Origin of the sequence: uncultured Cohaesibacter sp. (genome assembly GCF_963556055.3) — a bacterium.
Classification (GTDB): domain Bacteria; phylum Pseudomonadota; class Alphaproteobacteria; order Rhizobiales; family Cohaesibacteraceae; genus Cohaesibacter.
This window is the reverse complement of the sequence record NZ_CAUVYE020000012.1, coordinates 429,126-454,719: the sequence shown is the minus strand read 5'-3', so window position 1 is coordinate 454,719 and position 25,594 is coordinate 429,126. Positions and strand designations below refer to the sequence as shown.

17 protein-coding genes and 1 pseudogene are annotated in these 25,594 nt (G+C 52.2%); 13 read left to right on the top strand and 5 right to left on the bottom strand.

Features of this window, described 5'->3' with window-relative positions; translation table 11 throughout:
- Positions 1 to 52: 52 nt before the first annotated feature.
- Complete coding sequence (pepN, locus tag ACHZB8_RS08540; protein ID WP_316859824.1) at positions 53 to 2,743, bottom strand: aminopeptidase N; 2,691 nt, start codon at positions 2,741 to 2,743, stop codon at positions 53 to 55.
- A gap of 311 nt (positions 2,744 to 3,054) precedes the next feature.
- On the bottom strand, positions 3,055 to 4,497 hold the full coding sequence (locus tag ACHZB8_RS08535; RefSeq protein ID WP_316859823.1) for a short-chain fatty acyl-CoA regulator family protein: 1,443 nt from the start codon (positions 4,495 to 4,497) through the stop codon (positions 3,055 to 3,057).
- Positions 4,498 to 4,904: 407 nt separating this feature from the next.
- Between ACHZB8_RS08535 and ACHZB8_RS08530 the strand changes: the two genes are divergently transcribed.
- From ACHZB8_RS08530 to ACHZB8_RS08515, 4 genes and pseudogenes are all read left to right on the top strand, one after another.
- The gene (locus ACHZB8_RS08530) at positions 4,905 to 5,597 is read left to right on the top strand and encodes a response regulator transcription factor (RefSeq protein WP_316859822.1); all 693 of its coding nucleotides are present in this window, start codon (positions 4,905 to 4,907) and stop codon (positions 5,595 to 5,597) included.
- Between the two features lie 375 nt (positions 5,598 to 5,972).
- Positions 5,973 to 8,018, top strand: a complete 2,046-nt coding sequence (locus ACHZB8_RS08525; RefSeq protein ID WP_316859821.1) for a methyl-accepting chemotaxis protein — start codon at positions 5,973 to 5,975, stop codon at positions 8,016 to 8,018.
- Positions 8,019 to 8,416: 398 nt separating this feature from the next.
- Positions 8,417 to 9,295 carry a hypothetical protein gene (locus ACHZB8_RS08520; protein ID WP_316859820.1) on the top strand — a complete coding sequence of 293 codons (879 nt, stop codon included), beginning with the start codon at positions 8,417 to 8,419 and terminating at the stop codon, positions 9,293 to 9,295.
- Positions 9,249 to 9,482, top strand: a pseudogene (locus ACHZB8_RS08515) (hypothetical protein); the annotation flags it as partial. The gene ACHZB8_RS08520 and the pseudogene ACHZB8_RS08515, both read left to right, overlap by 47 nt.
- Here ACHZB8_RS08515 and ACHZB8_RS08510 read toward each other — a convergent pair.
- Entirely contained in the window at positions 9,402 to 9,581 is a 180-nt protein-coding gene (locus ACHZB8_RS08510; RefSeq protein WP_316859819.1) for a hypothetical protein, read from the bottom strand. The pseudogene ACHZB8_RS08515 and the gene ACHZB8_RS08510 overlap by 81 nt on opposite strands.
- Before the next feature lie 196 nt (positions 9,582 to 9,777).
- On the opposite strand from ACHZB8_RS08510, the gene ACHZB8_RS08505 reads away from it, so the two are divergent.
- The 4 genes from ACHZB8_RS08505 to ACHZB8_RS08490 all read left to right on the top strand — a co-directional run bounded on the left by ACHZB8_RS08505 (position 9,778) and on the right by ACHZB8_RS08490 (position 15,542).
- The gene (locus tag ACHZB8_RS08505; RefSeq protein WP_316859818.1) at positions 9,778 to 10,446 is read left to right on the top strand and encodes a methyl-accepting chemotaxis protein; all 669 of its coding nucleotides are present in this window, start codon (positions 9,778 to 9,780) and stop codon (positions 10,444 to 10,446) included.
- Positions 10,447 to 10,805: 359 nt separating this feature from the next.
- A complete protein-coding gene (locus ACHZB8_RS08500; RefSeq protein WP_316859817.1) occupies positions 10,806 to 12,992 on the top strand; it encodes an anthranilate synthase in 2,187 nt (728 codons plus the stop codon).
- 228 nt (positions 12,993 to 13,220) lie between these two features.
- Positions 13,221 to 14,579, top strand: coding sequence for an amidase (locus ACHZB8_RS08495; RefSeq protein WP_316859816.1), 1,359 nt, complete (start codon positions 13,221 to 13,223; stop codon positions 14,577 to 14,579).
- Positions 14,580 to 15,077: 498 nt separating this feature from the next.
- Positions 15,078 to 15,542, top strand: coding sequence for an Lrp/AsnC family transcriptional regulator (locus tag ACHZB8_RS08490; protein ID WP_316859815.1), 465 nt, complete (start codon positions 15,078 to 15,080; stop codon positions 15,540 to 15,542).
- 327 nt (positions 15,543 to 15,869) lie between these two features.
- Here ACHZB8_RS08490 and ACHZB8_RS08485 read toward each other — a convergent pair whose 3' ends face one another.
- The gene (locus ACHZB8_RS08485) at positions 15,870 to 17,234 is read right to left on the bottom strand and encodes a GH1 family beta-glucosidase (RefSeq protein ID WP_316859814.1); all 1,365 of its coding nucleotides are present in this window, start codon (positions 17,232 to 17,234) and stop codon (positions 15,870 to 15,872) included.
- Positions 17,235 to 17,302: 68 nt separating this feature from the next.
- Complete coding sequence (locus ACHZB8_RS08480; RefSeq protein ID WP_316859813.1) at positions 17,303 to 18,322, bottom strand: substrate-binding domain-containing protein; 1,020 nt, start codon at positions 18,320 to 18,322, stop codon at positions 17,303 to 17,305.
- A 389-nt stretch (positions 18,323 to 18,711) separates the two neighbouring features.
- Between ACHZB8_RS08480 and ACHZB8_RS08475 the strand changes: the two genes are divergently transcribed.
- The 5 genes from ACHZB8_RS08475 (at position 18,712) to ACHZB8_RS08455 (ending at position 25,516) form a co-directional block, all read left to right on the top strand.
- Complete coding sequence (locus tag ACHZB8_RS08475) at positions 18,712 to 20,067, top strand: ABC transporter substrate-binding protein (RefSeq protein WP_316859812.1); 1,356 nt, start codon at positions 18,712 to 18,714, stop codon at positions 20,065 to 20,067.
- A gap of 404 nt (positions 20,068 to 20,471) precedes the next feature.
- A complete protein-coding gene (locus ACHZB8_RS08470; protein ID WP_316859811.1) occupies positions 20,472 to 21,482 on the top strand; it encodes a sugar ABC transporter permease in 1,011 nt (336 codons plus the stop codon).
- Positions 21,483 to 21,484: 2 nt separating this feature from the next.
- Complete coding sequence (locus ACHZB8_RS08465) at positions 21,485 to 22,642, top strand: carbohydrate ABC transporter permease (protein ID WP_316859810.1); 1,158 nt, start codon at positions 21,485 to 21,487, stop codon at positions 22,640 to 22,642.
- A gap of 59 nt (positions 22,643 to 22,701) precedes the next feature.
- Positions 22,702 to 24,345, top strand: coding sequence for an alpha-glucosidase family protein (locus tag ACHZB8_RS08460; RefSeq protein WP_316859809.1), 1,644 nt, complete (start codon positions 22,702 to 22,704; stop codon positions 24,343 to 24,345).
- 58 nt (positions 24,346 to 24,403) lie between these two features.
- Entirely contained in the window at positions 24,404 to 25,516 is a 1,113-nt protein-coding gene (locus ACHZB8_RS08455; protein ID WP_316859808.1) for a sn-glycerol-3-phosphate ABC transporter ATP-binding protein UgpC, read from the top strand.
- Positions 25,517 to 25,594 lie beyond the last annotated feature (78 nt).

Sequence of the window (25,594 nt, the reverse complement as noted above, 5' to 3'; positions counted from 1 at the left end):
CAGATTTGTCTTAAGGCAAATGTGATTCTGTTAAAGACTCAGTGTGTTTTAGTCATTGCAAGCATCGATTGACGATATCAGCAACATCTTTGGAAAGATTTGCACTGGCTGCGATTCTCTGTAGTTCGGCCTTGGCGCAGAGCTGTCTTTCGCTTTCCAGTGCCTTCCATGAGCGGAAGTTGTTGGCCAGACGCGCCGCTGTCTGCGGGTTCTTGCTGTCCAACTCGATAATGATGTCCGCAACAAGCCTAAAGCCTTGACCATCCTTGCGATTGAACTGGGTGGGATTGTTCATCGCAAAGGAACCAATCAGCGACCGGACCCGATTTGGATTGCTTATCGAGAAGGAAGGATGCTTTGTCAAATCCTTGACGCGTTGCAAGGTCCGCTCCTGCGGAGGCGATGCTTGGAGCGATAACCATTTGTCGATAACCAGTGCATCATTTGTGAATTTGGCGTGGAAATCTTCCAACAGCTCATCCGCGGCATCATGATTGTTCCGCACCATGCTCGACAGGGCGGCGAACTGGTCGGTCATGTTGCTGGCCTGATGATATTGCTTCACCGCAAGCGCAATGACAGCTTCATCCCTTGTCGCAAGGCAGAGATCCAGCAGACCATTGCGCAAGGCGCGTTTGCCCGCTGACGCAGCGTCAGGCTTATAGGCAGAGTCATCTTCCAGCGCATTATACAGATCAATCAGACTGTCCCCAATCCGGCTTGCCAAAGTTTGCCGCAAGGACTTGCGGGCAAGATGGATCGCGTCCGGGTCGACATTGCTGCCAATTTCCCGTGCCACATCGCTTTCGCTTGGCAGGTGAACCAATTGGGCGCGGAAGGCATGTTCAAGACTCTCGTCCAGAAGAGAGGATTTGAGGGCATTGATGATGTCATCGCTTGGCGGAATCTGCTCCTGCGATGTTCCCTGACCAATTGCCCGTGTCGTTTTGATCAGATGATCCATCAGGATGAGCTGGGCAGCTTCCCAACGATTGAAGGGATCGCTGTCATGGCGCATGAGACAGAGATGATCCTCGTGACCGAGATTGCTCCGCAAATGCACCGGGGCGGAAAAGCCACGCAACAAAGAAGGGATGGCATCGCTCTCGACATCAGAGAAGATGAACTTATGTCGCCGTTCCGTGAGTTCCAGAATATCGTCTGCCTTTGAAGAGGTCTGGCGACCGGATGTCTCATCAATGATGGAGCTGTAACTCACAGAGCTGCCATCTCTGCCGACCAGACCGAAACGGACAGGAATATGCATCACTTTCTTTGTCGGCTGACCCGGTGTCGGCGGACAGGATTGCTCAATGGCAAGGCCAAGCTGCTTGCGCGGAGCATCATAATGATAGGTCGCCACCAGATCGGGTGTGCCAGCCTGACTGTACCAAAGGGAAAACTGCGTGAGATCAATCTCGCAAGCCTCTTCGAAACAGCGGATGAAATCCTCGATGGTCACCGCCTCGCCATCATGGCGATCGAAATAGAGGTCAAGCCCGGTCTTGAAGCCATCGACACCGAGCAGGGTCTGAAGCATGCGGCAGACTTCTGCGCCTTTTTCATAAACTGTCGCGGTATAGAAATTGTTGATCTCGGAATAGACCTCGGGGCGAACCTGATGAGCCAGCGGGCCACTATCTTCAGGGAACTGGATTGCGCGAAGCTGTTGCACGTCGGAAATCCGCTTGACCGGACGGGAGCGCATGTCGGAAGAGAATTCCTGATCGCGGAATACTGTCAGCCCTTCCTTGAGACAGAGCTGGAACCAATCGCGGCAGGTGATGCGGTTGCCCGTCCAGTTATGGAAATATTCGTGGGCAATCACCCCCTCGATAAGGGCATAGTCTGTATCGGTCGCTGTTTCCGGTTTGGCCAGAACATATTTGTCATTGAAGACATTGAGACCCTTGTTCTCCATTGCTCCCATGTTGAAATCCGAGACGGCAACAATCATGAAGATGTCGAGGTCATATTCACGACCGAAGACATCTTCATCCCACTTCATGGAGCGCTTGAGCGCATCCATGGCATAGGCGACACGGTCCTCCTTGCCATGCTCCACATATATATGCAGCGCGATGTCCCGTCCGGATCGCGTCGTGAAATGATCTTCGACGCGGGCAAGATCTCCCGCAACAAGCGCAAACAGGTAGGACGGCTTCGGAAATGGATCACTCCAAAGTGCAAAATGCCAGGCTTGCGTTTTGTCCGCGCCTTCTGGTGCGGGCATTGTGCCGCTTTCGACCAGATTGCCGTTGGCCAGCAGATGCTTGACCTCTGCTGGGGCCTCGATGCGCACGTCATACAGACTGAGATTGTCCGGGCGGTCATAGAAATAGGTGATCCGGCGAAAGCCCTCCGCTTCGCATTGTGTGCAATAGGCGCCGTTTGACCGATAAAGCCCCATCAACTGGGTATTGTCCTGCGGAGCAATTTGCGTGACGAGCGTCAGCTCGAACGGGGAGAGCGGAGGGGTGCTGAGAGTGAAGAGATCGGCAGTCGCATGATAGGCGTCTTCAGAAAGAATCTCTCCGTCAAGGCGCGCCTCGACAAGCAACAGATCATCGCCCACGAGCTCAAGCTTTTCATTTTCCTGCCGATTGGGTGCAGGAAAAAGGGACAGACGGGATTCGATGACTGTTTTCTTCGGATCCAGCCGAACGGTCATCGATACGTGTTCGATCTTGAAAGGCGTTGGCTTGTAGTCGTCCAGACGAACGAGTTTTGTAACGTGTGGCATATCTGATTCTTCTAAGTGGAGGAGTGCTTGCACTTTTTAGAGCTGCAAGCCTATCTGCGGAAGGGACGAAATAGCAAGTTAGATAGATGGTGAAATTTTTCGACCAAAGTAGCAAATATTTACGGCATTTCTGGCGAGTTGGAGGAAAACCCGACAGCCTGGACATTTGCAACTTTCACAAGTTTATTGTGGATTAGACTTTTGTGCAATGCAGCCATGTCGACCATGCATAATGCTATGCATTTTTGTCTCAAGAAAGGCGTTTGCGGACATTCCGGAAGGCACTTCCCTATAAAACACCAAAAATGGAATTAGCGATAGTTATCCGAATTCTCTAGTTCAAACGGCACGAATTGCCTGACATTGGGATTGACGATGAGTTTGCGGTCCACCGGCGGCGCTGCGCGCTGATGACACCTGTTGCGTTCACAGATCCGGCAGGAAACGCCAATCTCGACAACGCTGGAGTCGCTTTGCAGATTCAGCCCGTCCGAATAGACGACTTCACTGGCATTTGACAGCTCACACCCCATCCCTATGGCATAGCGCCGCACGGGAGCGTGATAGCCGGAGCCGAGTTTCGTTATGCTTGTAGCGACACATAGATATCGGATTCCGTCAGGCATTTCAGCCACCTGCACCAAATAGCGACCGGGGGCCTCAAAGGCTTCGTGAACGTTCCAGAGCGGACAGGCACCCCCGAAGCGGGCAAACTGGAACCGTGTCGCCGAATGGCGTTTGGTGACATTTCCCGCACGGTCCACCCGAAGAAAATAGAAGGGAACACCGCGCGCTCCCGGCCTTTGCATGGAGGAGAGCCGATGACAAACCTGCTCCTGAGAGACCCCGAAATGATGACGAAGACGGTCGATGTCGTGCCGGGTTTCTCTGGCAACGGTCAGAAACCGTTGATATGGCAAGCATAATGCGCCTGCGAAATAGTTGGCGAGCCCGACCCGTGCAATGGCTTCAGCGGCAGCTGACCTGAGGTTGGCCTTGGCCACACGGGCATCGATGAGGTCGAGATACTCCATGATGGCGATTTGATGGGCGAGCAAGAAAGAAAGCGAGGATGCATCCTGTCCACCATTGAGGCTGAGAATTCTGCTTTGTTCATCAAAGCTGCGCAATGTCTGATCATTGGCCGCATTTTCCGTATAGCGGACACGCACCAAATGCCGTTCTTCCAGATATTGCTGGAACTTAGCAAGGCGATTGCCGTCGAGCATGCTGTGTCTGCGCGCCAGATCTTCAGCGGCCATATCAAGTTCGTCGATATAGTTTTCATGATACTGGAAATAGTCACGCACTTCCTCATAGGGCAAAACGGCCCGGTCGCTGCCTTCCCGGGACTGTGCCGTCAACGCGTCATCCAGAACCATCAACCGTTCATTGGCCCGCCTATGCGCCTGATGAAGGGTCAAAAAGGCCTGTGTCAGCCAGGGCGAGTTGGACGCGGCCATCTTCATTTCTTGTAGACCAGGGGTGGTATCCCTGAAAAGTGGCTCTTCAAGCGCTTCTTTCAAATCGGCGATCACCCGGCTGGTATCAGCGGAGGCCAAATCATTGATTGAAAGATTAAAATGGTGACTGAGCGAAAGGAGAACTGGTGCCGTGAGGGGCCTTTGATTATTCTCGATCTGGTTGAGATAGCTTGTCGAAATTCCGATACGCTCCGCAAAACTTGCCTGCGTCAAATCGTTGCTCTCGCGCAATATCCTCACTTTGGGACCAACAAACAGCTTTTCTGACAAGTCTTCCTCCTGAAGTTTGCAAGATTTGCAATTTGCAAAAAATTGTTTGCAAAAACATTCGCAAATTTTTGTAATAGAATCAAGCTCTTCATTGACAAACTTGCGTAACTAGACTCAAATGGCCTCACGCTACTGGCCTTTAGGCTAGGATAGGAGGAAAATCTTAGCAATTTCAGAGTCTTCAATGAAGCGCGAAGTTACTCGCAAGCCAATTTGGGGATTTGAAGCGCATGGCAAGCCACTCATGAGCGACCGCGCATATGCAGGATCCGTTGAGGGCAAAGCTGTTGGCAGGATCAAACTTGGAGGACTGATCCAACCATCTCGTATGATTTTCTTCTCGATCTTAAGAGCTCTATCTGGCTGGAACACCAAAGACAGATTTACCAGCACAAGGGGGAGAGAGAATGCTACTGCTCGACGATATTGGAGGTGAGGTACGTCGTGGTTTGGGACATCAGGCCGAACAAGGCTCTGTCACTTACCGCACGGTTGTTTTAGCCGAGCCCCATCCGATATTTACTGAATGCCTGCTTAACATGCTTGGTATCAAACGCGAATACACACCGGTTCTTGATTGTGCCGGACTCGAACAGCTGCTTAGCGCCGCACCTGACCGCGAAGACACTCTTCTAGTTTTGAACCTCGATGCAACATCAAGCCGGGGCTCTGCCGCTCTGACCGATGTCAGAAAAGCCTACAAGCATGCAAGACTTATCCTGATCTGCAACCATGCAGACGATGGACTGGCTCATTTCGCACTGGGCAACGGTGCTGATTGGGTCATCTACAAAACGGCCTCGGTCGCGGAACTGCGCTCAATCTCCAAGCGCGTAAAGAGCGGAATTGCCGATGAGTATGTGGTCATCGAAAGTGATGCCGTTTTGGAACGCTCCAGCCTGTATCAGAAGCTCGCAAACCTGACCCCCAAACAAATGACTATTTTGCGCTATCTGCGTGATGGATTGCTGAACAAGCAGATCGCTTATGAGCTTGGTTTGACAGAGGCAACCGTCAAACACCATATCTCTCTCATCCTCAAGAAACTGAACTGCTATCGGCGCACCCAGGCTGTTGCCATTGCCAACCGCATGATGTGAGGAGCAAGCAGCATCTTTTGGCTGTCATCCACAAAAAAAACAAATAGCTCAAAGCAATAGAATAGGTGAGCTTATAGAAAAGGGGCGCTGTTTGGGCGCCCTTTTTCGTATTTCGTAACCATAAAACCGATGTCGTTGACTATATTTTGGACATATGCCCAATTTTAGCTCGGTAACCTGAGGTAAGAAAGCAAAAATTAATTACCGCGATTTACATTTTCGAAACGTCGGCCTTGCGACAATTCGCGCAGATATAATCTGATTATAGGAACGATCATGCGTTTTGCTCCCAAAAGATTGTCTGCAAAAATACCAGTCATATTAGTAACTTCCATTACAATTACTGTAGCCGTTCTCGTCGGACTGGCGACCTGGATGGGAGAATCAACGTCTGTAAAGCTGACTGAAACGGCTCTTTTGAATGCAGCAAAAGGGCGGACAGATACCTTGACGGTCTATCTGTCCCAGTTGCAGAACAAGATGAAGGATATGGCCTCGCACACCACCACCGAAGTGGCCGCAACCGAGCTTAATGGCGGTTGGGGCGTTTTGCGCGAGGATGCTTCAAGCACACTTCAGAAAATTTATGTTTCCGACAACCCGAATTCAGAAAATGAACGCTTCAAGTTGATGTCGGGTGGCAGTGCCACGGTTTATTATGACAAGATCCATGCCAAACATCAGGAAGCGGTGGCATCCTTGCTCACTGGCGGATTGTTCCGGGATGTCATGCTTGTCAACAAGGAAGGCAACATCTTCTACACCTATCGCAAAGGGGCCGCCTTTGCCCGCAATGTTGCCGAGCCTGATGTGTTGCCCCAATCGCTCAAATCCCTCATGTCACCGATTTTGACACTGGCCAACACCGATCCCAAAACGCCATATGAAGGGCCCAGCTTCAGCGGCTTCACAGAGTTTAACGGGCGCGTGACCGGTTACATGGTCGCTCCGGTTCTCAAATGGGGCAAGATCATTGCTGCGGTGGCCTTCGAGATCAATCCTGAAATGATCTCTTCTGTCATGTCAAATCGATCTGGTCTTGGTCAGACCGGTGAGGTCAAGCTGATTTCATCGGACCTCACAGAGGTGAACTTCCAGAACAATACCGTCAGCGCACTGCCTGCGTCGGTCTCCGACATTGCCGCCAAGGCCCTTGCCGGGCTGGAGGCGAAAGGGGATGTCGAAATCAACGGAAAACGCTTCCGGGCGATTTCTGCGCCCATGTCCGTTCTTGGGACGCAATGGGCCGTCATCGCCGAGCAGACCTATGATGAAATGCTGGCACCGTCCTACGATCAGACCCACGCCATGTTGCTTGTCGGGTTCGTTCTCTTGGTGCTGATGGGACTGTTTGGTGTTTTCTTCGTCCGCTCGACCTTGTCTCCTTTGCACAAGCTTAACGAAGGCGTGATGCAGATCGCTGAAGGAAACTACGAGGTCGACCTCAACGTCTCCAAATCCAAGGACGAGATTGCCGAGTTGACTCAGTCCGTCGAAATCCTGCGTGAAAATGCTCAGGAGCGCATGCGTCTGGAAGAGCAGAGCAGGATAGAGCAGGATGAACGCTCACGGCGGCAGATTTTGATCGAACAACTGATTGACAGTTTCCGGGCATCGTCCAGTGGAATGCTCAACGAAGTGTCGTCGAACATGGACAACATGCACAAGACGGCAGAATTGCTTTCATCGATCGCGGAAGAAACTGCAATGAAGGCAGGCGACTCTGCATCTGCGTCGGAAGTGGCGTCAGGCAATGTGCAGACCGTTGCATCAGCGGCGGAAGAACTGACAACCTCGATTGAGGAAATCAAGCGTCAGGTCGCGGAAACGTCCCTCGTGGTCAATCAGGCGACAGAAGCAACGCGCGAAACAACGCAAACCATTTCGGGGCTGTCTGAAGCGGCTCAGAAGATTGGCGATGTGGTCTCGCTCATTCAGGCCATTGCCGAGCAGACCAATTTGCTTGCCCTCAACGCAACCATCGAGGCGGCGCGTGCCGGTGAACATGGCAAGGGCTTCGCGGTTGTTGCTGCCGAAGTCAAGGAGCTGGCCAACCAGACCTCCAAGGCGACCGAGGAAATCAGCAGCCAGATTCAGGCAATTCAGGGTTCAACCCAAAATGCGGTTGGGGCCATTCAGAACATCGCCGAGACAATGGAAAAGGTGAACCAATATACGGGCTCCATTTCTCAAGCCGTTGTCGAGCAGGGCAGTGCGACCTACGAAATCAGTCGCAACGTGGCTCAGGCTGCGGACGGTACCATGCAGGTTGCTGGCAATATGTCCAACCTTTCCCAGTCGGTTGCAGAGACTACGCAATCTGTCGGACAGGTCGAGGCAGATACGCGTTCTGTCATGGATCAAACCGAACGGCTGAGAGCGGAGGTCGACAGTTTCTTGAAAAATGTCGCGAGTGCATAGTAAAAGCAAATAGTCATATAAAATTTTATTAAATATAACAGGGCCTCTTGGCCCTGTTGTTATTTTAAAATCACTTTGAATTGATATAATTCAAATATTTCAATCTATTGTTCAAAAGAGAATAAATAGCAAAATTTTCCAAATAGGAACTTTTAACACTGCTTTTTCAAACCTTTCCGGGTATAAGCAATAATTTCAATCTAATTGAAGTTCGAGTTTACTAAAAGATAATTTTGTTGCTTGAAACTATCCGACAGATAGTCGGAGGTTTAAAGATTCCCATGCAGATAATGCCCAAGCGTCTTGCAACCAAAATCCCAGCAATAATGATTCTTTCAGTTGTCTTTTTGGTTGCTGTATTTGTTGTTGTTGCTTCTTGGATGGGCGGAAAAACATCTGTGAGCTTGACGGAAAACGCCTTGCTTACTGCCGCCAAAGGAAAAACAAGCACGGTCGAAGTCTATTTCGAACAATTACAGGAAAAGATGACAACCCTGCTTACCCACACCACCACGGCCAATGCTTCAACTGAATTGCAAAGCGGTTGGAAGTCGTTGGGGGATGATCCTGGCTCTGTGCTGCGGGATTTGTATATTACGAAAAATCCTCACCCGAAGCAGGATCGTTACAAGCTGGTCGAACTGGAGGATTCCGATCAGCGCTATGCAACGATCCATCTCAAGCATCATGCTGCCCTGGGCAGCCTGATCGAGGGTGACATTTTCAAGGATATTCTCTTCTTTGATAAAGAAGGCAATATCTACTACAGCTACCTCAAAGGGGCTGAGCTGGGCAAAAATCTTTTTGTAGACAAGGATCTGAATCAGGATCTTGTCCAGGCGGCAAGCCCGATCGTGTCCATCGCGAAGACGGATCCCAAAAAGAAGTTCGAAGGCTTCAACTTCACTGGCTTCTATGTTCATGATGGCAAGATGACCGGTTATCTGGTTGGTCCTGCCATGAAGTGGGGCCTCACGATGGGAGCCATCGCCTTTGAGGTCAATGCCGATCGCTTCACGTCTGTCATGAGCGACAGATCCGGGCTTGGTAAAACCGGTGGCGTTGAACTGGTCTCTGCCGATATGCAGCAGATCAACTTCATCGACCAGGAGGTCAATCCTTTGGGGGCTGCTCAGGCGGATCTGGTGGCCAAGGCAATGGACGGCCAGACCATCACGGGAGACGTGGACATCAAGGGTGAGCTTAGCCTTGCAATTGCCGAACCGATGAATGTGTTTGGTCAGAAACTGGGCCGTTTACACCCATCAGAGCTATGACGAGCTCATGGCGCCCGCCAATAATCTGACGCAAAGCCTTCTCATTCTCGGTGTTGTCGGACTGATTGCGATGGGTGGCTTCGTATTCTGGTTTATCCGCGCATCTTTATTCCCGTTGCAGAAACTCAATCAGGGTGTGATGGAAATCGCGCAGCAGAATTTCGAAGTCGATTTGCCAAATGCCAATCGTCAGGACGAAATCGGAGAATTGAGCCGTTCGGTCGATGTGCTTCGCAACAATGCTCAGGAACGTCAGAGACTGCAACAGCAGAGCCGCGTCGAACATGACGAACGCGCCAAGCGTCAGCATGCGATTGAGGCGATGATCGAAGGGTTCCGGACCTCTTCGACCGATTTGCTGAACACGGTGGCGAGCAATATGGAGAATATGAAAGAAGCTGCAAAGGTTCTTTCAAGCGTTGCCGACCAGACTTCCGAGAAGGCAAACAGTTCCGCCTCGGCATCTGAAATCGCATCTGGCAATGTGCAGACCCGTGGCCTCTGCTGCCGAAGAGCTTTCCGCATCCATCGAGGAAATCAAGCGGCAGGTTTCAGAAACGTCTCAGGTCGTTCATCAGGCAACCGCAGCCACTCGGGAAACCACCGAAACCGTTGCCGGTCTGTCCCATTCTGCCCAGAAGATTGGCGATGTGGTCTCGCTCATTCAGGCCATTGCCGAGCAGACCAATTTGCTTGCCCTCAACGCAACCATCGAAGCGGCGCGAGCTGGCGAACATGGCAAGGGCTTCGCGGTTGTTGCTGCCGAGGTCAAGGAGCTGGCAAACCAGACTTCCAAGGCGACCGAGGAAATCGCCTCACAGGTCCAGGGTATCCAGTCCGCGACCAACCATGCCGTTACCGCGATCCAGGGCATCGCCCAGACGATGGAAAAGGTCAACGAATATACCACGACCATTTCCACCGCTGTCGACGAGCAGGGTTCTGCGACCTACGAGATCAGCCGCAATGTCGCCGAAGCAGCTAGCGGCACCTCGCAGGTGGCGGGCAACATGTCGGATCTGTCTGCATCGATCACGCAGACAAGTCATAATGTCGAGCAGGTTGAACGAAGCTCGATGGATGTGGCTCAGCGTACATCGCAACTGCGACATGAGGTTGATTCCTTCCTCAATGGCGTCGCAAACGCCTGATCCGGGTTGCTACAAGAATGAAGCCGACAGGGCCCCTTCGGGCCCTGTTTTCATTTCTAAGGACATGTTTGATCACCGTGATTCTGGGCTTGTCGTCAAATCGGAAATGCGCTACATAAACGGGTATGAAACTATTCATTGCACAAAATTCTGGTTGGTGGTGGCAGACGCGTTAACGGCGGCTGACCCTATCCCTATGTGTTAATCGAATTTGGGAACAAGCCGTCGGACTTCCGGCGGCTTTTGTGTATCCCATAGGCTTTGCACAAGGACCCGCCGGGACGAAGCGGGAAGAGCATAACAGCAGTCATACCCTGCAATCGGGGTGACCCTGAAGCGAGGATCCAATGAGTACCGAAATGTCCAAGCCAGACACTGACGAAATAGATTTTATCCCGGACGAGGATTATATCACCGAAGGTGGCATCGAAGTCATGCGCCAGGCCGGCCGTGATAACTTTGCCACCGCCCTTGATCGCTGCCTGAACCAGCTGGATAGCCAGCGCGGCGTTGTGCTGTCATCAAACTATGAATATCCGGGGCGCTATACCCGCTGGGAGCTGGGGTTTGTCAATCCGCCGCTTGTGATCACCGCGCGCGGACGTACCATGACCGTCGAAGCACTCAATGACCGGGGCGTGGTGCTCATTCCTGCCATCCATAAATGCCTCAAGGACCTTTTCATTCTCAAAAGCTACGAAGCGGATGACACCACGATCACGCTTGAGGTCAAGGAGCCGGAAGGAACCTTCACCGAGGAAGAACGCAGCCGCGTGCCAAGCGTTTTCTCTGTCGTGCGCGAAATCGTTGGCCTGTTCAAGTCCGGGCAGGACAGCACCCTCGGCCTTTATGGTGCCTTCGGTTACGATCTGGCTTTTCAGTTCGACGCAATCGACTTGCAGCTTGAACGGCCAGATGACCAGCGCGACATGGTGCTCTATCTGCCCGATGAGGTCATCGTCAATGACCTCTATGCGCAGGAAGTCATTCGCTATCGGTATGATTTTGCGTTCGAGGGCAATACCACCGAAGGCATGGAGCGCGAAACCCATGTCGATCCCTTCAACCCGTCAAAGACCGTTCCAGCTGCCGGTGACCATGTCAAAGGCGAATATGCAGGCATTGTCCGCAAGGCGGTAGACTATTTCAAACGCGGGGATCTGTTTGAATGCGTTCCGGGGCAGACCTTCTATGAAACGGTCAATTGCGATCCCTCCGCCATCTCCCGCCGATTGCAGCAGGTCAACCCATCACCCTATGGTTTCTATATCAACCTGGGCGCACAGGAATATCTCATCGGGGCCAGCCCAGAAATGTTCGTCAAGGTCAGCAACGGCGATCTGGTCGAAACCTGCCCGATTTCCGGCACCATCAAACGGGGTGCGGATCCTATCGAGGACAGCGAACAGATCCTGACCCTGCTCAACTCCAAGAAGGACGAGAGCGAGCTGACCATGTGTTCCGACGTTGACCGCAACGACAAGAGCCGCGTCTGCGTGCCCGGCTCGGTTCGCGTGAAGGGTCGCAGACAGATCGAGATGTATTCCCGTCTGATCCATACGGTCGATCATATCGAAGGGCGATTGCGTGAGGGTCTCGATGCGATGGACGCGTTCCTGTCCCACGCATGGGCTGTTACCGTGACCGGTGCTCCCAAGCTATGGGCCATGGACTTCATCGAAAAGCACGAAAAGTCGCCCCGCGCTTGGTATGGTGGTGCAATCGGTGCAATCGGTTTTGATGGCAACATGAATACCGGCCTCACCCTGAGGACCATCCGCATCAAGAATGGCATTGCCGAGGTGAGGGCAGGGGCAACCTTGCTGTTCGACTCCGATCCGGAAGCCGAGGAAGCAGAAACCGAATTGAAGGCATCCGCCTTGCGGGCGGCCATTCGCGATGCTGCCAATCCTGAAAAACTGGCCGAAAGCCAGAAAAAGGACTTGTTTGGCACGGGCGTGAAAATTTTGCTCGTCGACCATCAGGACAGCTTCGTGCATACATTGGCCAACTATTTCCGCCAGACCGGAGCCGAGGTCGTCACGGTTCGTACTCCGGTCGCTGAAAAGGTGTTTGACAAGGTCAAGCCCGATCTCGTTGTCATGTCGCCCGGCCCGGGATCTCCGGCGCATTTCAATACCAAAGCGACCATCGAACTGGCACGCAAACATGGCGTTGCCATCTTTGGCGTGTGTCTGGGGCTGCAAGCTCTGGCAGAGGCCTTTGGTGGCTCCTTAAGGCAGCTCAGCGTCCCCATGCATGGCAAGCCGACTCGTATCCGGCTTCAGCCCGGATGCCTGTTTGAGGGGCTGCCCGATCAGGTCGTGGTTGGTCGCTATCACTCGCTGTTTGCAGATCCTGTCACTCTCTCCAAGGAGTTTGAGGTGACAGCTGAGACAGACGATGGAGTGATCATGGCAATCGAGCACAAGTCCGAGCCGATCATGGCAGTTCAGTTCCATCCCGAATCGATCATGACCCTTGGGGGTGGTGCCGGGATGAAAATGATTGAGAATGTCATTTCAAGCGTCAAGAAAACGCGTTGACTTCAAATCATCGAGAAACAGAGAGGCGGGTGCAACACATTCGCCTTTCAGAAGAAATTTCCCCAAAATGCGTACCGACCCGCCATCATTGCACCGGTATGGGCGACAAACCGGACTTTTGCCGTTAACATATATCTCCATGTCAATCGGGAAATAGAACCGAAGCCGCACAACCTCGCCCGGCATAACGTCTGAGGCAACAAGGGTTCGGTAATTGGAGTTTAAGTAATGGCTGTTTCTGGAACAATCGCGGCAACGCAAAAAGCCTTGCAAAGCGGAGAAACCTCATCTGTTGAATTGGTCAGTACAGCCTTCAACGAAATCGAGAAAGAAGATGGCAATGGTGGCACCATTTTCGTTCGAACCTTCAAGAATGTTGCCATAACGCAGGCCGCGGCCTCGGACGCCATGCGCAAGATGGGTGTACCGCAAGGGCCACTGGCCGGAATTCCGATTTCCATCAAAGACCTTTTTGATATCGAGGGCGTGATTACATCCGGCGGTTCCAAAGAGCTGGCCGCAATCGCCAAACCGGCCAAGGCCGACGCGACGGTCATCTCTCGCCTGCGGGCTGCGGGTGCGATTTTTCTCGGCCACACCAACATGACCGAGTTTGCCTATTCCGGGTTGGGCATCAATCCCCATTTCGGCACGCCACCTTCAGTGTGGGACCGGGAAACCGGCCATGTTCCGGGCGGTTCGTCTTCAGGCGGAGCCCTGTCAGTTGCCGAGAATATGGCATTTGCCGCCCTCGGTAGCGACACCGGCGGATCCGTTCGCATTCCTGCCGCCTTCAACCGTCTCTACGGCTTCAAGCCGACAACTGGCCGCCATCCGCTTGATGGAGTTCTGCCCCTTTCAACGACCCTTGATACCGCAGGCCCCATAGCCCGATCTATCGACTGCTGCCGGATCATTGACCATGTTATGGCCGGACTGCCTATTCCTGATGCCGAGATCCTGCCGCTTAACGGATTGCGCTTCGGCATTCTGGAGACTATTGCGCTTGATGGTCTGGACGTTGAAGTCGCCGGGGCCTTTGTCCGGGCTCTTGAAGTGATCTCGAAGGCCGGGGCCCGTCTGGAGCGCATCAAGGTCGACGCAATCAATATTTTTAACGACATCGGTCGCCAGGGAAGCATCGCCGGGCCCGAAGCCTATCACACCCATCGCATGTTCCTGTTCGAGCATGGCAAGGGCATGGATCCCCGCGTTGCGAGCCGGATAGAAGCTGCCGCCATGATCACAGCTGCCGATTATATCGACATGTTGCGATTGCAGAAGGAAATGCAGGAGCGAACCCATCTGGCAACACGCAATTATGATGCCGTACTCATGCCGACGGTTGCCGTTCTGCCGCCTGAGATACAGCCGTTGCTTGAGTCCGAAGAATCATATCGGGAAACCAATCTCAAAGTGTTGCGCAATACCTCGATCGTGAATCTTCTGGGCCGACCTGCTGCGACAATACCGGTTGGTCCAGACTCGGCTGCTCCGGTCGGCCTTATGATCATGGGGGAAAGCGGTCAGGACGAAAGACTTCTAAATATATCGGAATCTATCGATTCATGTCTTAGGCAACAGTAATATGTCTGGTTGGCAATGTTGATTTGCCTGAATTTTCAAGTTTTAACGTCGGCGGCAAGAGAATTCGGGCCGCCGCTCGTGTTTTTTCAAAGTATATCGCCACTCTGACAATTTCAAAGATCCACTCAAAGGTGAATGAAATAGTCTCGTTTTCCAGTATGATTTTTTGTTGTTTAAAAAGTTTGCCGGAAATTTAACGGATAATGTACAGGCAAGAGTAAAACATGAATCTTGATTGATCTGAGCATGTAAACGTTTTCCGATATCCACAGAATACTGAACTTAGAGTGTTTAAAATTTTATACTATTGTATGAAGCGTTTTGACTGGAAAACCGCTGAAATATTAGAATTTATGAAATTTCCTTATTAATGAACTTGAATATGTACCACTTTTGGCCTTCGAAATTGCTACTAATGCCAAACGAAAGTATGACAACCTGGAGCAAAGGGCTTGCGAAGATACTCAAGTTTGAGTAGCTATCCTTTCGAAGAAACACATGACGGGTATTATTCTGATGGACGCGACCGATAGACGATTATTGGATCTCCTTCAGAAGGATGGTCGAAGAGCCAGCGCAGATTTGGCCAAAGAGATTGGCCTTTCTGTTTCGGCGACCAATGATCGGGTCCGTAAGCTGATCGATTCTGGTGCCGTCAAATCAATCGAGGCCATTGTCGAGCCTTCTGTTGTCGGTTTTGAAGTCACAGCCTTCGTCTTTGTGGATCTGGACTATAAATGTAGTGAACAGGAATTTGTTTCCCAAGTGACTGCCTTTGATAGGGTGGTTGAGGTTCATCACGTAACGGGAACGCATTCTTATCTGCTGAAAGTGCGAGAACGCACAAATCAGGATTTGAACGTGTTCATAGCCAAATCTCTCAAGCATCTGGCTGCTGTGCGTAGAACTGAAACGCTCATATCTCTGGAAACATTGAAGGAAACACTGCGTTTGCCACTCTAGGGTTTCTTGTGGTTCGAGATGCGGCAACAGTAACCTGGATGCTGGCAGAATGAGCGGGCAAAGAAAGAAGAGCGACCAGTCCCCCACACGAGTGTCGCCGCTTTGATAGGCAACTTTCTTTGTGCGTAGGCCCCTGGGGCCAACAATCGTGGGCCTTTTGGGTCTGCATGCTGGTCGTCGTTGTCCCCCGCAGCGGCGGCCAGCAAAAACATCGCGCGTCCCCCAGCCTTTGTGCTTAGCGCCTTGTTTGATATCTGAGGCAGCCTTCGGGCTGCCTCTTTTTATGCCTCAACTGCGGTATCTGTCAGAATGACGCCTGAGCAGGCATCAGCTCTTTTCAAGCAGTTTTTTCAAGACGTGATAGGAGGCTTTGGGCGTGCGCTTGAAGCTTTCAAAATCCACATGCACCAACCCGAAGCGCTTGTCATAGCCAAGAGCCCATTCGAAATTGTCCATGAACGACCAGACGAAATAGGCGCGCAAGGGCACACCTTTCTCGATCGCGCCAAGAGCCTGTTTGAAATGGGCATCGAGATAAGCGATGCGTTCCTGATCGTCCACGACGCCGTCAACTACGGCATCCTTGTTGGCCATGCCATTTTCCGTGATGGCAAGGGGCAGGGTACCGGTATAATTGTTGCTGATCCATTCGAGCAAATAGCCAAGGCCTTCGGGATAGACTTCCCAGTCCATTTCCGTTCTGGGTAGAGGCCCCTTGTTGCCGATCATTTCGGGCAGGGCGCAATCGGGATCCGTTTTGCCCGCCGAGACCAGGCTTCGCGTGTAATAGTTGATCCCGAGCCAATCGATGGGCTGAGCGATCTGCTCCATGTCCGCATGCCAGCCTTTTGGCATGTGTGGCTCCAGATAGTGCAGGACATCGGCAGGATATTCGCCTTTGAAGAGGCCGCCAAGGAACCAGCGATTATAGATGCCTTCGGTCAGTGATGCAGCTTCAAGCGAAGAGGGCTTGTCATCAAGAGCACTCGTGTGCTCGAAATTGAGCACGATCCCCAAGTCCTTCTGACCGAGGGCACGCAGGGCCGATACGGCCTTTGCATGAGCAAGCGGGACAATGTGAGCCGCACGACTGACCGCGCGGATATCCCGCATACCCGGTGCATGGGCGCCGTGAAAATGGCTGTACCAAGTGACACACCATGGTTCGTTGATTGTTGCTACGGTTGAAAGCCTGTCCCCGAGCCGCTTGACAACAATTTCGGCATAGTCGGCGAAATAGTCCGCAATGTCGCGATTGCGCCAGCCGCCGATATCAGAAAGAGCGCTTGGCAATTCCCAATGATAGAGTGTCAGATTGGGCGCAAGCCCGCGCGAGAGCATGCCGTCCACCAGCCTGTCATAAAAATCCAGACCTTCTTGATTGACCGCGCCGCGCCCCTCTGGCATCACGCGGGCCCAGGATGTCGAAAAGCGATAGGCTTCAACGCCAAGATCTTTCATCAGATCCAGATCGCTTTCCCAATGATTATAGTGAGCGCAGGCAAGGGCCCCGTTCTCGCAGCGCACGACATTGCCGGACGTGGCGGAAAAAGTGTCCCAGTGACTGGACCCGCAACCTCCAAACGAACTGCCTTCGATCTGGTAGGCGGAGGTGGAGGTGCCAAAAATGAAATCTTTCGGGAAATCAGAGCGTTTGACGGTAAAGTCAGCCTGTCTGGCAAGTGCTGGCATGGGTGCGGCCCTTGTTTCTTTACGCCTTCAAGAGGGCGTGATGGAGAAAAATTTGCTTGGTTCGAGGTCTATCGACACGGACCTGTAGAGCGGCCGACAACCAGATCGGCTTCCCAGAGTTCCTGAATCGGCCCCTTTTCCGGATGATTGATTTGGTCGATAAGAATTTCAGCCAAACGACTGCCGGCATCCTTGATCGAAGAACGGACGGAAGTAAAGAGCGGTACTCCGGGATATTGCAGGAAAGATAGCTCATCGTCAAATGTGACAACAGAGAGGTCGTGCCCAACCTGTAACCCGCATTCCTGAACCGCACGAACAACGCCCAGTGCCGTCAGGACAGACGAGGTCACCACCGCAGAAGGGGGATGCTCCGTTGACAGGAGCTTCTTCGTGACGTCATAGCCGTAAGGCTCAACCATGTCGGCGGAAAAAATCAGGCTGGGGTCCACTGTCAAGCCACGCTCCAAAAGGGCGGACTCATAACCGAGACGTCGTCTGAAGGCAAAGTCCATTTCTTCCACGCCATTAAGCAAGGCTATGCGCTCATGACCCAGATCGAGCAAGAAATTGGTCGCGCGTTTGAAGCTGCTGCGGTTGTTGACATCAAGCCATGAATAATGGGTCGCCTTGCCTTCCATCCTGCCATGCACGACAAATGGCAATTTCAGATTTTCCAGCAACGGGATGCGGGGGTCTTCCTTGTATGGACCGTGCACGATAACCCCGTCAACGCGGCGGGAACGGGCAAGCTCGCGATAGCATTGCTCCTGTTCATCATAGGGGACGACTGAAATCAGCATTTCAAAGCCGTATCGGGCATAGGTCTCGCCAGCGCCGGCAATGAAGTCGGAGAAGTGGGGGTTGATCATCGAATGCTGTGGGTTCTGGGGAACCACGTGAGCGACAGCATGGGAGCGTCCCATGGCCAGTCGCTTGGCGGAATAGGAGGGGTGGTAGTTGTATTTTCTTGCCGCCTCAATGACCCTGATACGTGTTTTCTCTCCAACTTCAGGATAGCCGTTAAGCGCACGGCTCACCGTCGTTTGAGAAAGATTCAGGATATTGGAAAGTTCCTTGAGATTCACATTCGTTCCCTCATGCTCACACGACCAGAGGTTGATAGTGTGAGACTTTTCAGTCGTTTAGTTCTGCGGTCTGCCTTTTTACGGGGGGGCTTGACAGGCCGTCATTTATGCATCCAAAGCCCTTTGAGAATTTGACAAATATCTTAGACACAATTTTTGTGCTTCTTCAATCCTCAAATGAAAGCGCTTTCTTGCTTTTTAGCGTGAAACTAGACGAATAGCGCAGAAATTGAATATTTTTGCCAGAATTACCCGATAAAGTCTTAAATTCATTCTTGACTCTGACAGTCAAGCAAAGCATGCTCTTGCCATTCAAAGCGCTTTGAATTAAGTGCAACTATTGTCTAATAACGACAGGACGCCTTTGGTGTCCTTGGGAGGTTCGCGAAATGTTGAAATCATTAATGCTTGGTGCTGCTGTTGTTGCTCTCTCGGTAAGTGGGCTGCAAGCTGCTGAGCTGAAATTCAAGCCGGGCGAAGATGCCAAATTCACTTGGTCATCTTACGAAGAATTCAAAAATGCCGTTGACCTCACGGGGGAAACCCTGACGATTTCCGGTCCATGGCTCGGTGCCGACAAAGACCTGTTCATGAGCGTGATCGCTTACTTCGAAGAAGCAACCGGCAGTAAAGTTGAATATGCTGGTTCCGACAGCTTTGAACAGCAGATCGTTATCGACACTGGTGCTGGTTCTGCTCCGAACATTGCAGTGTTCCCGCAGCCAGGTCTTGCTGCTGACCTTGCTAGCAAAGGGTACCTGACCCCTCTGAGCGATGAAACCAAGGATTGGATGAAAGAAAACTATGCTGCCGGTCAGTCTTGGGTCGATCTCGGATCCTATAAAGACAAAGACGGCGCAAAGAAATTCTTCGCTTTCTCCTTCAAGGAAGATCTGAAATCTCTGGTCTGGTACATTCCTGAAAACTTCGAAGACGCTGGCTACGAAGTTCCTGAATCCATGGAAGACCTAAAAGCTCTGACCGAAAAGATCGTTGAAGACGGCGGTACCCCATGGTGCATCGGTCTGGGATCTGGCGGCGCTACCGGTTGGCCTGCAACCGACTGGGTTGAAGACATGATGCTTCGCACGGCATCTCCAGAAACCTATGACAAATGGGTAACCAACGCCATTCCGTTTGATGATCCTGCTGTTGTCACCGCAATTGAAGAATTCGGCTGGTTTGCACGTAACGACAAGTTCGTTGATGGCGGCGCAGGCTCCGTTGCTACCACCGACTTCCGTGACAGCCCGAAAGGTCTCTTCACATCTCCACCAAAATGCTACATGCACAAAATGGCCAGCTTCATCCCGTCCTTCTTCCCGGAAGGCACCGTATTGGGCGAAGATGCTGACTTCTTCTACTTCCCTGCCTATGCAGAAAAAGACCTTGGCAAACCGGTTCTTGGTGCAGGTACCCTGTTCGGTATCACCAAAGACTCCAAAGCTGCCGAAGCCTTCATCGATTTCCTGAAAACCCCAATCGCTCATGAAATCTGGATGGCACAGTCTGGTCTGCTGACCGCTCTGAAAACGGCCAACCTTGATGCATACGCTAACGACACTCTGCGCAAACAGGGCCAGATTCTGCTGAATGCAACCACATTCCGTTTCGATGGTTCTGACCTGATGCCAGGTAAAATCGGCGCTGGCTCCTTCTGGACTGGTATGGTCGATTATGCTGGCGGCAAAGATGCCAAAGACGTTGCTGGCGAAATCCAGAAAACCTGGGAAGCTCTCAAATAATCGAAGTTAAAGTCTGACTTCTCCTTTCAAGGCCGGCCCCCGCTCTGCGGGAGCCGGCAAATAATCGCCCCGCCCATGTGCTGGCGGCGAAATGATCAAGCATTACAGAAACAACAAAAACGCGACGAAACAATAATGCTTCGACCAGGCTACCTTTGGCGTAGAAGCCTTGAAACCCAATCCATACAGGCGCACAATGATTGCAAATAGCTGCAAATTTCTGTGTCCCTTGCCAATGGGGGTTGGTAAAGCCGTCTTGTTGAAGTCGTTAATGCCGAACTCGACAAGGGTCGTGGAATTCAAACCAATGAACCGGAGAAGGAAAATCTCTGCGCAAAGGGTTGCAGCCTTTCTCGCGCCAGGGATCGAGATGCTCCGGTCTAAAAAAGGTGGAGCGTGACTAAATGGAGCAATTAGCATCTGCATTCGGGACCGTTATCATTGGCGTCCTGGCATGCGTGGCCTATTTTTATGGCTCGAACTGGCTCCTGGATCGAATTTTTCCAGCCAACGCTGCGACTGCCGAAAAGGGCATCGTGAATTTAAGGACCGCCCATGCGATCAGGCCATGGCTTTTTCTCGGTCCTGCTCTTCTGGCCTTGGGATTGTATCTTGTCTATCCCGCAGTCGAGTCCATCCGCTTGTCATTCTTCAACAATGATGGCAGCAAATTTATCGGCGTAGACAACTATGTCTGGCTGTGGTTCAACAAGGGCTTTCGCCAGTCGATGTTCAACAACATGCTCTGGCTGGTGTTCGTGCCTGCGATGTCGACATTTTTTGGCCTCGTGATCGCTGCTCTGACGGATCGCATCTGGTGGGGCAACATTGCCAAGTCCCTGATTTTCATGCCAATGGCAATTTCTTTCATTGGTGCATCGATTATTTGGAAATTTGTTTATGAATATCGCGGCGAAGGCTCTGCCCAGATCGGCATTGTGAACGCTGTTGTCGAGTTTTTCGGGGGGGATCCTCAAGCCTGGATCACGATACCTTTCTGGAACAACTTTTTCCTGATGATCATTCTGGTCTGGATTCAGACCGGGTTTGCCATGGTGATCCTGTCAGCCGCCCTTCGCGGCATTCCTGAAGAAACGATCGAGGCGGCCACGATTGATGGTGCCAACGGGTTGCAGATCTTTTTCTACATCATGGTTCCGCAGATCTGGAAAACCATCGCCGTTGTCTGGACCACCATCACGATCACCGTTCTCAAGGTCTTCGATATCGTCTTTGCGATGACCAACGGCCAGTGGGATACGCAAGTGTTGGCCAACCTCATGTATGACTGGATGTTCCGTGGGGGTGGCGATTTCGGTCGAGGGGCTACCATCGCCGTTATCATCATGCTGCTTGTTGTTCCGATCATGGTCTGGAACATCCGCTCGGTTAATTCTGAAAGCAAAGGGCACTAACAATGATCTCGGGATCCAAAACAAAATCGCCCTTGATGTGGGTCGTTCATCTGTCCGTGTTGATGCTGGTTCTCTTGTGGACCATGCCGACCATCGGCCTTTTCGTCTCTTCCATCAGGGACAAGGATCAGCTGGCCGTGTCGGGCTGGTGGACAGCGCTCTTCTCCTCTGAGCAGAATATCATCGGTCGCTCTGTCGGTCCTGATGCGCAGATCGAGGAAAACGGTCTTTTTGTGCTCAAGGGCAATATTCTTGAAGCGGAAGGCAAAAAGGGAACGGTTGTCTCTTTTGGTTGGAAGTCGCAGGAACCGACCCTTTACAAGGCTGGCGAAACGGCTGAGATGTCATCTGACCAGACCATGACCATTGACGCGGACGGGAATTATGTCATTACCCAGCCCAAGGAATGGAGTGGTTCGCGCGGACGACGCATATTCTTCACGATCAATACGCCGCCCATCTTTACTCTGGACAACTATCGCGAGGTGCTGACTGCCGAAGGCATCGGCAGATCCTTCATCAACTCGCTTACGGTCACCATTCCATCAACGATCATCCCGATCCTGATTGCCGCCTTTGCCGCCTATGCATTGGCCTGGATGCATTTCCCCGGACGGGCGGTGCTGATTGCGGTGGTCGTCGGGTTGCTGGTTGTTCCACTTCAGATGTCCCTCATTCCACTTCTGAGGCTCTATAACAGCGTAGGGGACTTTTTTGGTGTCCCGGCCAAGACCTATCTCGGTATATGGCTTGCGCATACCGGCTTTGGCTTGCCTCTGGCAATCTATCTGCTGCGTAACTATATCGCCGAGCTGCCTCGCGAGATCATTGAATCGGCTCGCGTCGACGGGGCCAGTCATTTTGACATTTTCGTCAAGATCATTCTGCCCCTGTCTTTCCCGGCCTTGGCATCCTTCGCCATTTTCCAGTTCCTCTGGGTCTGGAACGATCTGCTGGTCGCCATGGTCTTTCTGGGCAACACCGAAGATCAGTTGGTGCTGACGGGGCGCTTGCGCGAAATGCTGGGCTCACGTGGCGGCAACTGGGAAATTCTGACAGCATCTGCCTTTGTGACAATCGTCGTGCCACTCACCGTTTTCTTTGCGCTTCAGCGTTATCTGGTGCGCGGGCTGCTGGCTGGTTCGGTCAAGGGGGGCTAAGCCTGGACTTTTTCAGGCTGGCCAAACAGTGAAACAGCAAGAATAGAACTGGATACTCTATGATAGAGACTTCAATTGACAAGGACTGGTGGCGAGGCGCGGTGATCTATCAGATCTACCCCAGATCCTACCAGGACACCAATGGAGACGGGATCGGCGACTTGAACGGGATTACCTGCCGGTTGCCCTATATCGCATCGCTGGGTGTTGATGCGATATGGATTTCTCCCTTCTTCACATCGCCAATGGATGATTTCGGCTATGACGTTTCGGACTATTGCGACATCGATCCGATGTTCGGTACCCTTGCCGATTTCGACAAACTGATCATCGGGGCGCATGATCTGGGTCTCAAGGTCATGATTGACCTTGTACTGTCCCACACCTCCGATCAGCACCCATGGTTCATCGAGAGCCGCAAGGACCAGACCAATGACAAGTCGGACTGGTATGTCTGGGCCGATGCCAAACCGGACGGAACGCCACCTAACAACTGGCTTTCCATCTTTGGTGGCTCGGCATGGCAATGGGATAGTCGGCGCAAGCAGTATTATTTGCACAACTTCCTCAAATCCCAGCCGGATTTGAACTTCCACAATCCAGATGTGCAAGACGCATTGCTTGAGGCCACACGCTTCTGGCTGGATCGTGGTGTGGACGGTTTCCGCCTCGACACCATCAATTTCTATTTCCATAGTCAGGGTCTTGAAGACAATCCGCCGCTTCCACCAGAGAAGCAGAGCTTTAATACCGCGCCAAGCGTCAACCCCTACAGCTATCAGTCGCATCAGCATGACAAGAGCCAGCCAGAGAATCTTGCATTTCTCAAGCGGTTCCGTGCCTTGCTGGACGAATATCCGGCAGCAGCTGCCGTTGGCGAAGTGGGCGATGAGGAACGCGGCCTTGAAATCCTTGCCGATTACACGTCCGGCGGGGACAAGATGCATATGTGCTATGCCTTCGATTTTCTGGGCAGTGAAGAGCCTAGCCCACAAAAGGTGCATAAGGCTTTTGCTGATCTTGAGAAAGAAGCGCCTGACGCATGGGCTTGCTGGGCCTTCTCCAACCATGATGTGGTTCGGTATGCCAGCCGTTGGCCGGTTGCCGACAACGCACTTCAGGGCGCGGCAAACCGTATGCGCATCGCCTTGCTTTTGTCCATGCGCGGCTCTGCCTGCCTTTATCAGGGCGAGGAATTGGGTCTTAAGGAAGCCGATGTTCCATTCGAGGATTTGCAAGATCCTTATGGCATTGAATTCTGGCCGGACTTCAAGGGGCGCGACGGCTGCCGCACACCTATGGTCTGGGAGAATGGCAACACCTATGCCGGCTTCTCGGAAGCCAAACCATGGTTGCCAATCCCGGAGGATCATCTCTCGACCACCGTCGACCTTGAAGAGCAGAATGATGCCTCGCTGCTCAATCATTATCGCAAGATGCTTGCTTTCCGCAAAATGCATGAAGCAATGGTCAAGGGCAGCATCGAGTTTGTGACGACGGAAGGGGACGTGCTTGCATTCATTCGTTCCCATGGTCAGGAACGGATTTACTGTGCCTTCAACCTTGCAGGCGCAGAGCGTGAAGTCGCGTTTGACAGCAGTAATATTTCTCCTCTTGACGGTCATGGATTTGATGCCGTGCAACAGGACGCAACCCTTAAACTACCTGCTTTCGGTGCCTTTTTCGGGGTTGTGAAATCATGATGAACAAGAATTTGCATAAAGTTGCAGTGACAAGTGACAATTCTCACGGGAGGACAGGATGGCAAGCCTGAAGCTCACCAATATCGAAAAGGCCTATGGCGCTACCAAGGTTCTCAAGACGATCAATCTTGAAATCGAACAAGGCGAATTCATCGTCTTTGTTGGCCCATCCGGCTGCGGCAAGTCGACCCTTCTTCGCATGATTGCGGGTCTTGAAAGCATCACCGGCGGCGATCTTCAGATCGATGGTCAGCGCATGAATGAGGTGCCTCCATCCAAGCGCGGCATCGCGATGGTATTTCAAACCTATGCGCTTTATCCGCATATGACGGTTTATGAGAATATGGCTTTCGGCATGAAGATCGCCAAGGCCAACAAAAAGGAAATTCATGAACGGGTGAGCAAGGCAGCCGAAATCCTGCAATTGACACCATTTCTGGAGCGCCTGCCAAAAGCGCTTTCCGGTGGCCAGCGTCAGCGTGTGGCGATCGGACGTGCGATTGTGCGAGACCCGAAAGTCTTCCTGTTTGACGAACCGCTCTCCAACCTCGATGCCGCCTTGCGCGTGGCCACCCGCATCGAGATTGCTCAGCTCTCTGAAAGCATGCCGGACACCACCATGATCTATGTGACCCATGATCAGGTTGAGGCCATGACGCTTGCAGACCGCATCGTTGTTCTTTCCACGCGTGGAGTGATCGAACAATGTGGCGCTCCGATGGAGCTTTATAACAATCCGAAGAATGTTTTCGTTGCCCGGTTCATCGGCTCTCCTGCGATGAACGTGTATGACTGCGAAGTCATGGAAACCGGTAATGAAACACGCGTTGCTTTTGAACAGGGCGGCGACAGTTTCTCGGTCAATGTCGAAAGCTCCGCAGACTATAAGGGCAAGAAGGCCAAGTTTGGCGTCCGTCCCGAAGATCTTCGGCTTTGCGAAGAAGGCGAAGAGGCGCTTTATAACCAGCAAGTTCGCATCGTCGAGAAACTGGGCGAAGTGACCTTGCTCTATATGGAGCCTCCCCATGCAGATGAAGAGCCATTGATTGCCAAAATTCCGGGTAGCCATGATTTCGAACGTGGGCAGACCGTCAGTTTGACCGCCGACCATGAAAAGCGGCATCTCTTTACCGAAGACGACATTTCCTTCCGCTGGCTCGGTAAGGAATAGGACAGAACGCCCTACAAACGCTTGCACGTTCATTGGGGCTTTTCAGAAAAAAGGCGCCGGAGTTTTCGCTCCGGCGCC

What these genes read in the sequence shown, in the direction of transcription:
- pepN (WP_316859824.1), bottom strand. Translation starts at nt 2,743, where the DNA reads ATGCCACACGTTACAAAACTCGTTCGTCTGGACGACTACAAGCCAACG.
- ACHZB8_RS08530 (WP_316859822.1), top strand. Translation starts at nt 4,905, where the DNA reads ATGCTACTGCTCGACGATATTGGAGGTGAGGTACGTCGTGGTTTGGGA.
- ACHZB8_RS08525 (WP_316859821.1), top strand. Translation starts at nt 5,973, where the DNA reads ATGGGAGAATCAACGTCTGTAAAGCTGACTGAAACGGCTCTTTTGAAT.
- ACHZB8_RS08510 (WP_316859819.1), bottom strand. Translation starts at nt 9,581, where the DNA reads ATGTTCGACGCGGCTCTGCTGTTGCAGTCTCTGACGTTCCTGAGCATT.
- ACHZB8_RS08505 (WP_316859818.1), top strand. Translation starts at nt 9,778, where the DNA reads ATGTGCAGACCCGTGGCCTCTGCTGCCGAAGAGCTTTCCGCATCCATC.
- ACHZB8_RS08500 (WP_316859817.1), top strand. Translation starts at nt 10,806, where the DNA reads ATGTCCAAGCCAGACACTGACGAAATAGATTTTATCCCGGACGAGGAT.
- ACHZB8_RS08495 (WP_316859816.1), top strand. Translation starts at nt 13,221, where the DNA reads ATGGCTGTTTCTGGAACAATCGCGGCAACGCAAAAAGCCTTGCAAAGC.
- ACHZB8_RS08490 (WP_316859815.1), top strand. Translation starts at nt 15,078, where the DNA reads ATGACGGGTATTATTCTGATGGACGCGACCGATAGACGATTATTGGAT.
- ACHZB8_RS08485 (WP_316859814.1), bottom strand. Translation starts at nt 17,234, where the DNA reads ATGCCAGCACTTGCCAGACAGGCTGACTTTACCGTCAAACGCTCTGAT.
- ACHZB8_RS08475 (WP_316859812.1), top strand. Translation starts at nt 18,712, where the DNA reads ATGTTGAAATCATTAATGCTTGGTGCTGCTGTTGTTGCTCTCTCGGTA.
- ACHZB8_RS08470 (WP_316859811.1), top strand. Translation starts at nt 20,472, where the DNA reads ATGGAGCAATTAGCATCTGCATTCGGGACCGTTATCATTGGCGTCCTG.
- ACHZB8_RS08465 (WP_316859810.1), top strand. Translation starts at nt 21,485, where the DNA reads ATGATCTCGGGATCCAAAACAAAATCGCCCTTGATGTGGGTCGTTCAT.
- ACHZB8_RS08460 (WP_316859809.1), top strand. Translation starts at nt 22,702, where the DNA reads ATGATAGAGACTTCAATTGACAAGGACTGGTGGCGAGGCGCGGTGATC.
- ACHZB8_RS08455 (WP_316859808.1), top strand. Translation starts at nt 24,404, where the DNA reads ATGGCAAGCCTGAAGCTCACCAATATCGAAAAGGCCTATGGCGCTACC.